Annotated in this window: 9 protein-coding genes; all 9 read right to left on the bottom strand. The window is 28.9% G+C overall.

All coding sequences use genetic code 11. The annotated features are described in order from the left end of the window. Nucleotides 1–184: 184 nt before the first annotated feature. The 9 genes from hisIE to I4U58_RS11255 all read right to left on the bottom strand — a co-directional run bounded on the left by hisIE (nt 185) and on the right by I4U58_RS11255 (nt 7867). Nucleotides 185–850 (bottom strand): bifunctional phosphoribosyl-AMP cyclohydrolase/phosphoribosyl-ATP diphosphatase HisIE, encoded by a 666-nt coding sequence (gene hisIE / locus I4U58_RS11295; RefSeq protein WP_195931451.1) that lies wholly within the window; start codon nt 848–850, stop codon nt 185–187. A gap of 167 nt (nt 851–1017) precedes the next feature. Then, nucleotides 1018–1776: an imidazole glycerol phosphate synthase subunit HisF gene (hisF, locus tag I4U58_RS11290; RefSeq protein WP_195931450.1), complete on the bottom strand. Its 759-nt coding sequence runs from the start codon at nt 1774–1776 to the stop codon at nt 1018–1020. After that, the gene (gene hisA / locus I4U58_RS11285; protein WP_195931449.1) at nt 1770–2483 is read right to left on the bottom strand and encodes a 1-(5-phosphoribosyl)-5-[(5-phosphoribosylamino)methylideneamino]imidazole-4-carboxamide isomerase; all 714 of its coding nucleotides are present in this window, start codon (nt 2481–2483) and stop codon (nt 1770–1772) included. The genes hisF and hisA overlap by 7 nt, the downstream gene beginning before the upstream one ends. After that, nucleotides 2480–3088 carry an imidazole glycerol phosphate synthase subunit HisH gene (gene hisH / locus I4U58_RS11280; protein ID WP_195931448.1) on the bottom strand — a complete coding sequence of 203 codons (609 nt, stop codon included), beginning with the start codon at nt 3086–3088 and terminating at the stop codon, nt 2480–2482. Before hisH ends, hisA begins: the two co-directional genes overlap by 4 nt. Beyond that, a complete protein-coding gene (gene hisB, locus I4U58_RS11275; RefSeq protein WP_195931447.1) occupies nt 3088–3666 on the bottom strand; it encodes an imidazoleglycerol-phosphate dehydratase HisB in 579 nt (192 codons plus the stop codon). The genes hisH and hisB overlap by 1 nt, the downstream gene beginning before the upstream one ends. 113 nt (nt 3667–3779) lie before the next feature. Further along, nucleotides 3780–4811, bottom strand: coding sequence for a histidinol-phosphate transaminase (gene hisC, locus I4U58_RS11270; RefSeq protein WP_195931446.1), 1032 nt, complete (start codon nt 4809–4811; stop codon nt 3780–3782). A 33-nt stretch (nt 4812–4844) separates the two neighbouring features. After that, entirely contained in the window at nt 4845–5495 is a 651-nt protein-coding gene (hisG, locus tag I4U58_RS11265) for an ATP phosphoribosyltransferase (protein ID WP_195931445.1), read from the bottom strand. Nucleotides 5496–5506: 11 nt separating this feature from the next. After that, nucleotides 5507–6454: an ATP phosphoribosyltransferase regulatory subunit gene (locus tag I4U58_RS11260; RefSeq protein WP_195931444.1), complete on the bottom strand. Its 948-nt coding sequence runs from the start codon at nt 6452–6454 to the stop codon at nt 5507–5509. A gap of 360 nt (nt 6455–6814) precedes the next feature. Continuing rightward, entirely contained in the window at nt 6815–7867 is a 1053-nt protein-coding gene (locus I4U58_RS11255) for a Fic family protein (protein ID WP_195931443.1), read from the bottom strand. Between the last annotated feature and the right edge of the window lie 167 nt (nt 7868–8034).

Raw genomic sequence — 8034 nt, 5'->3', positions numbered from 1 at the left:
AATACAACTTTAGGTAATGTATCTGGAACATGGAGTGTTATAATTTCAATAGTTATAGCAGACTTATTTTTAGTAATCTTGTCATAAAAAGGCACATTTTTAAATACTTAAAATAAAAGTAGACAATAATAAAACTATAGCTTCTTATTATCACCTACTTTTATTTTATATAAAAAATCTAATTTTATTTTTCTCTACTTATTAATTCTTTTTTTATATCTTCAATTTTTACACCTGAATTGACCATAAGAACTAATGTATGGTAAACTAAATCACTTATTTCATAAGTCATTTCTTCTTTGCTTTTATTTTTTGCAGCGATTATTACTTCTGCACTTTCTTCGCCTACTTTTTTAAGTATCTTATCTAATCCCTTATCAAATAAGTAATTTGTATAAGAACCCTCTACTGGATTTGATTTTCTATCTTCTAATAATGCATATAATTTTTCTAATACGTCTTTTGTATCTATTTTTTCTTTTTCCATAATTGGGTTAAAAAAGCATGAGTAATTACCAGTATGGCATGCAACCCCACTTTGTTTTACTAAAACTAATATTGAATCTGCATCACAGTCGTAATATAGTCCTTTAACTTCTTGTATATTGCCTGAAGTTAAACCTTTAGTCCAAAGTTGTTGTCTACTTCTGCTATAGTAACATGCTCTTTTTTCACTTAAAGTTTTTCTTATTGATTCTTCATTCATATAAGCAATCATCAACACTTCTTTAGTATCTATATCTTGTGCAATTGCTGGAATTAGTCCTTTCTCGTCAAACTTTAAGTTTTTTATGGCGTCTAAATCAATTTTTTCCTCTAATGTCTTTTCTGTAATTAAATTATCTCTCATATTTATCTCCCCATATTTTTTAATTTTATACGTATGAAAATTTATATTTTATAATTTATTTTTAACATATTCTTTTTATCGTAATTTTCACCATATCTATATTTTAACTCAATATTCTCCATTTTTCCATTTTATTCCATATATTTATCTGTTAAATTTCATATTTTTTATATTCTAACTTCTATACCTTGTTTTTTCATATATTGCTTTAAATCATTTATCTTTATTTCGCCAAAATGAAAAACTGATGCCGCAAGTATTCCATCTGCATCTGCTTGTTTTGCAGCTTTTACAAAGTCATCCATATTTCCAGCCCCTCCTGATGCTATTACTGGAACATTTACAGCAGAAGTTATCTTGGACAATAATTCTATATCATATCCATTTTTCATTCCATCTTCATCTATACTGTTTACTACGATTTCGCCAGCCCCAAGTTCAACTCCCTTTTTTGCCCACTCAATGGCATCTAAGTCTGTTTTTTCGCGACCGCCTTTTACGTACACACTCCAAGAGCCTTTATCGTTTTTCTTTGCATCCATAGATAGTACTACACATTGTGCTCCAAACTTTTCTGATGCCTCTCTTATAAGATTTGGATTTTTTACTGCAGATGAATTTATAGATACTTTATCAGCCCCTTTTAAAAGTATGTTTGTAAAATCATCAATAGTACTAACTCCACCGCCTACACAAAATGGTATATTTATCTTTTCTGCAACTCTTGTGACAAATTCGAGCGAAGTTTTTCTCTCTTCATTAGATGCAGTTATATCGTAAAATACTAATTCGTCAGCACCACAATCACTATAAAATTTGCCCAAAGTCGCTGGGTCATCTACATCAACTATATCTTTAAATTTCTTCCCTTTTACTACTCTTCCATTTCTCACATCTAAGCACGGTATTATTCTCTTTGTTAACATAAGTCAATTACCTCCTTAAGATCTAATTTTTTATCATAAAGTGCCTTTCCGATTATTGCACCATACATATTCATATCTCTAAGTTTTTTAATATCATCTATAGATGTAACCCCTCCTGATGCTATTATGTCTAGTGAAGTTTTTTGTGATAATTCTTTGTATATATCGAAGTTTGGTCCTTTAAGCATTCCATCTTTTGATATATCTGTGTATACGATTGTCTTAACACCGATTTGTTCTAATTCTTTGCATAAATCAACGGAATCTATGTCGCTTAATTTTTCCCAACCATGAGTCGCAACTTTTTTATTTCTCGCATCTATTGAAACTACTATTTTTTCTTGACCGTATTTATTGATTAATTCTTTTAGCAAGTTTTTATTTTCAATCGCCATAGTCCCTACAATTACTCTATTTATTCCTAAATCTAAAAGCTCTTTTACTCTTTTCTCATCTCTAATTCCACCTCCAACTTGGATTGGTATATCTACTGATGTTGCTATTTTTTCTAGTGTCTCGTCATTTATTCCTACTTCATCTCTTGAACCATTTAAATTTACAACATGTATAAATTTAGCTCCACACTCTACCCATTTTTTAGCCATAAGATATGGGTCCTCACTGTATATATTTACTTTGTCAAAATCGCCTTGTGTAAGTCTTACACATTTATTATCTTTTATATCTATTGCTGGGAAAATTATCATTTTAAAATCAACTCCTTATACGCTTTTAATATATCTGCTCCTACTTGACCGCTTTTTTCTGGATGAAATTGTAATCCATATACGTTATCTTTTCTAACTATTCCTGGTATCTTCTTTTCATATTCTGAATAAGCAATTAATTCTTTGTTATTAGAATTTGCGTAATATGAGTGGACATAGTATACATAGTCGCCTTCTTTTATATATTTTAAAATTAAGTCGTCCTTTTTCTCGAATTTTAAATCGTTCCAACCCATATGTGGCACTTTTAAATTTATATCTAAAAAATCTACAGAGCCCTCTATAAGACCGAGTCCTTTGTGAGTTCCATATTCTGTTCCTTGTTCGTACATTATCTGCATCCCGAGGCAAATACCTATCATGTACTTCCCTGTTTTTGCAAAATCTTTAATTGTATCTACTAACTCAAGCTCATTTAATTTATTCATTGCATCGCCAAAAGCTCCAACCCCTGGCAAAATCAGCGAATCTGCATTTTTAATTTCTTCTAAATCTCTAGATAATTTTGTATCTATCCCTGCTCTATTAAACCCTCTAATTACAGAACCCAAATTTCCCAAGCCATAATCAACTATAATATTCATTATAAAACCCCCTTTGATGAAGACACCTCATCTGAAACTATTTTTATTGATTCTTTTAATGCTCTTGCAAAAGATTTAAATATCGCTTCTATTTTGTGATGGTCATTTTCCCCATATAATAAGTTTATGTGTAGCGTAACTCTTGACTCATTTACAAATGCTCTAAAAAATTCTTTGACCATTTGTGTCGTCATATTTCCAACTCTTTTATCTTTAAATTCTGCATTAAATACTAAGTAAGGTCTATTGCTTATATCAATTGAGGTCTGTGCTAGTGATTCGTCCATAGGAATAAAAACTGTAGAATATCTTTTTATTCCTCGTCTATTTCCTAGGGCATTTTTTACACACTGCCCAAGTGCTATTCCTATATCTTCAATTGTGTGGTGATCATCTACATAAGTATCGCCTTCGCATTTTATATTTATATCGAATTTGCCGTGAAACGCCATTAAGGTAAGCATATGGTCGAAAAAACCAATCCCTGTATCTATTTCTGATTTACCGCTTCCGTCTAAATTTATCTTAACTGAAATTTTTGTCTCCAATGTATCTCTATTTATTTTGTAACTTCTCATCTTATCCCCCGCGATTAACTTAATTTATAATTTTATCTCAATCTATTATATATATCATTCAATATCTATATTTCATTTAATATATATTTCATCTACTTATATATCTCAAAATCCTATATAACTTCTTTTAATGCTTCTAAGAATTTTTGATTTTGCTCTTTTGTACCAATTGACACTCTATAAAATCCCTCTAATTTAGAACTAAACTTTCTAATTAAGACGTCTTTTTGAATTAATTTCTTTTGTAAATCTTCTATATCGCTTTTGAAAAATATAAAGTTTGCACTTGATTTATACGCTTTAACACCTAAATCAATCAACGTCTTATACATCTTTTTTCTCTCTTCTTTTATGCTTTTCACATAATCATACATTCTATCCTTTTGTCTTAAGGCTTCTGTAGCTATATATGTCGATAGAGAATTTAAATTGTAAGGAGCTCTAACTTTTTCGATTGAATTTATTATATCTTCATTTGCAACTATATATCCCATTCTTATTCCCGCTAGCGAAAATGCCTTTGATAGAGTTTTTACAATTAACAAATTGTCGTAATTCATAACTTCATCAATTAGAGATTCATCTCCAAACTCCATATAAGCTTCGTCTAAAGCTATTAATGCATCTGTACTTTTTACGATTTTTCTAACTTCTTCTTTTGTAAGAACTGAGCCTGTTGGATTGTTTGGATTACAAAGTATGATTAACTTTGGACTATTTTTTTGAATATCTTCAATTATACTGTCTACATTTAATTTGAAATCATTCTCCGCCTTAGCGCCCACATATTTTGCACTAAAAACTTGTGCATAAATTGAATACATACTAAAAGTAGGATCTAGGCTTAGTATCATTTCGTCTTTATCTACAAAAGTCTTTACACATAAATCCAATAGCTCACTTGAACCATTTCCAACAGTTATATTCTTAGGCTCATATCCGACATAATTATTGATTTCTTTTTTTAACTCGGTATACGAATCGTCTGGATAGTAATTTAATTTAAGGTCGCTATTTCCTAATTTTTTTAATAAATCAAGATATAGATCTTTATCGCCTTCATTTGCATCTAATTTTACTGAACATACTGTTGGATTTGTAACATACGGTTCTAAGGTTCTAATACTTTCTTTTTCTCTATTCATATCACCACTCCTCACTTTAAATTCTTTATCTAATTATTTATAGTCGCTTGCTTTTACTGTTGAATCGAATAAATCTATTATTTTTTGAATTTTTTCATAATTAAACTTGTAACTAACTCTATTTGCGATTATTCTGGCGCTTATATCGAATAAATCCTCATATACTTCTAGTCCATTTGCCTTTATTGTATTTCCTGTTTCGACTAAATCGACAATTACATCTGATAGACCTACAATAGGTCCTAATTCTACTGAGCCATTTAATTTGATTATATCTATCTTTTGACCTCTTCTTTTAAAGAAGTTTTTTGCTATTACAGGATATTTAGTCGCCACCTTTAAATTTTCACAAGTCAAATACTTATCCTTTTTGCCCTTCATACCAGCTACTGAAAACTTGCATTTTCCAAATCCCAAATCGTAAAGTTCATAAACTTCACTTTTGTTTTCATTTTCTAAGATTGTATCCTTACCTACAATCCCTAAATCTGCCACACCTTTTTCAACATAAGTCACAACATCACTAGGTTTAACATGAATATACGTTATATGATTTTCCTCATCTGTAAATATTAATTTTCTAGAATCTCTATCTATCCATTTCTCCATATTTAAATCTTTTAGTCTTCTATAAATATCTTTTTCAATTCTCCCTTTTGCAATTGCTATTGTTAAATTGTCCATAACCCCATCTCCTATCTATTAATAGCTTCCATCAATGCGTCAAAGTAGATTGTAAATCCTATAGCAGGGACTCTTTTTCCAAATGACTCTGTAAGAGAATCGTATCTACCTCCGCTTAATATTTCTTTATATAAACTTTTATAATACCCCTTTAACATTATTCCATCATAATAATCTAGCTTAGATACCATAGATAAATCGAATAATGTATATTTGTCTAAGTCTTCTTTTGAAATTAAAGTACTTATTGTATTTAATTGATCAATTCCTTTTTTCATTCTGGCATTTGTAAAATATTTATTTGCTCTTTCTGTAACTTCTTTTAAAGTACCCCTAATGCTCAAAATATTTACCATTAGTTCTTTTAATTCTGGTTTTATATCTAATTTTTGTGCAAATGCCTCTAGTTCAGGTTTATTTTTTCTATACAGCAATTTTTTAAATTGTCTTTCAGTATCAGAATCTATATTTAATGCTTCAACAAATCCATCTATATAGTTGCCACTTCCTATTTCAAGTAAAAATTCATCTGTAAACTTTCTCAAAATATTAAAAGCTAAATTTACAACTTCTCTATCTGCATCCATTGATGGTTCACCTAAATACTCACATCCAAACTGTCTACATTGTATAATCCCATCTCCATTTCTTTTGTTTTTATAAACTGTTGAATGATAAAATAATTTCAAACTCAAATCATCTTCCCATCTAGGTATTAAGTTTTTCATAAGACTTATAGTTATATCAGGTCTAAGTACCATAACTTTATTGCTAACTACTTTTACCATAGACTTTGTCGAAATATTTTTATCAATTTGTGTAATTTCGTCATATTCTTCAAATATCTCGGGTTTTATCTGTATGAAACCTGCATCTACAAAAGATGTCTCTATTTTCTTTGTTAGTTCATATCTCTTCTTTGCAAAGTTTAATTCATCTTGTATTCTTAAAAACTCCATTTCATTACACCTCTACTTTTTATATATAAAAAAAACCATGTAGGCTTTTACCTACATGGTTTTAACTTTATCCCATCATAGATACAAGCCTCTAGCTAACACAAATAGGGCTTGTATCTATGAAAAATATTCTCCATAATTACAATCCCTAATATCTATGATGATGGTGATGATTTAATTTTTCTATATTTAATTTATTAAATTGTCTGCTTATTAAATTCATCTTCCATTCCTCCACTTCAATTATTTACTGTAATTTAATTTATGTCGAAAACTGTATTTTGTTACATTTTCTAATATTTATTTTGATACTTTAAATAGTAGTACACTTCTTTTTAATTTTCAATAATTTTTTATTATTTATATTCTCTTCCACTTTGCACTTCTACCTTTTGCCACAACTTCAATTTTCCCGTCTTTTCTCATATTATTAAAAACTCTATTTATTGTAGGCTCTGGTATATCTGGGCATTGTATTTTTATATCATCTTTTGTAAAATAACCTAAAGTAGAATTGACTATCTTTTCAATTCTCTTTGTTTTAGTTTCTTTTTTGACACTGTTTAAGTTAAGTTCTTCTCCTAGATTTAAATATGCATCTAATATAAATTTTAAAAAATATTCTATCCATTTATTTATACTATAATAAAGCTTCTCTGTGTCGTTTTTTATATCAAATAATCCTTTAAAATAGACCATTTCACTTTCATCATAGATTTTTCCTAAGCTTTCGTATTTTGAAATTGTATATCCATTTTTATTAAGCAATAGCACAGTCAATAGTTTGGCCATTTTTATATTATCTTCTTCAAATGGTGAAATTAATATAAAATCTAGTATAAATGCTGCAACTATTATTAAATTGTCTATTTCATTTTCTCTAATCAATCTATTGTATTCTCTGCACAAATCTTCTATGTATTGATCTAGTCTTTCTTCTATGTTCTTCTTGATTAATACACCGTGGTTATTAAAAATATCGTCTCTAAAAAAATCTGTACGTAGAAGGTTATTTTCCTCAGTTCGATATTTTCCTCCTCTAACTAAAGACAGGCGATGTAGATATCCATGTAGCTCTAGTATCGTCTGTGAACTTAATGACATATCTTCATATGCACTATTTACAGTTTTTAAACTATCCCTAAATTCCATTATGCTGACTTGTTCTCTTGTTTTTGGTTTTACCTCATTTAAAAATATATTTTTTATTTCTTCTCCCTTTAATATGATACTTTCACATGAGTCTATAGTAAAATCTAATACTGCTTTTTCCGTTAATTTTTCTAATACTTCTTTGGGCTGCTTCTTATAAACTATTTGTTTGCCTTTACATTCATTTATAAGCGATATCATTTTGACAACTTTCATATTAACAGGTGTATCTAGCAATTTTTTCCCTATAATGTATTCCATAAAATCACTCCAAACCTAAATTTCACTTTTTATAATTAATTACCTTATTTTGACTTAATTTTAGCATATTTTTACATTTCTTACAATTTGATATTTTTTTTGCATAGAGTATCATCAGTACATTTGAATTTTCCGGAATTATCTATTATTATTGGACAATAATGACC

Source organism: Clostridium sp. 1001270J_160509_D11, from assembly GCF_015667935.1.
Taxonomy (GTDB): Bacteria; Bacillota; Clostridia; order Peptostreptococcales; family Peptostreptococcaceae; genus Intestinibacter.
Note: the sequence above shows the minus strand (reverse complement) of the source record. Positions and strands in the feature narration are given on the sequence as shown.

Coding starts and splice junctions, on each gene's coding strand:
- hisIE (WP_195931451.1), bottom strand. CDS start 850: ATGAGAGATAATTTAATTACAGAAAAGACATTAGAGGAAAAAATTGAT.
- hisF (WP_195931450.1), bottom strand. CDS start 1,776: ATGTTAACAAAGAGAATAATACCGTGCTTAGATGTGAGAAATGGAAGA.
- hisA (WP_195931449.1), bottom strand. CDS start 2,483: ATGATAATTTTCCCAGCAATAGATATAAAAGATAATAAATGTGTAAGA.
- hisH (WP_195931448.1), bottom strand. CDS start 3,088: ATGAATATTATAGTTGATTATGGCTTGGGAAATTTGGGTTCTGTAATT.
- hisB (WP_195931447.1), bottom strand. CDS start 3,666: ATGAGAAGTTACAAAATAAATAGAGATACATTGGAGACAAAAATTTCA.
- hisC (WP_195931446.1), bottom strand. CDS start 4,811: ATGAATAGAGAAAAAGAAAGTATTAGAACCTTAGAACCGTATGTTACA.
- hisG (WP_195931445.1), bottom strand. CDS start 5,495: ATGGACAATTTAACAATAGCAATTGCAAAAGGGAGAATTGAAAAAGAT.
- I4U58_RS11260 (WP_195931444.1), bottom strand. CDS start 6,454: ATGGAGTTTTTAAGAATACAAGATGAATTAAACTTTGCAAAGAAGAGA.
- I4U58_RS11255 (WP_195931443.1), bottom strand. CDS start 7,867: ATGGAATACATTATAGGGAAAAAATTGCTAGATACACCTGTTAATATG.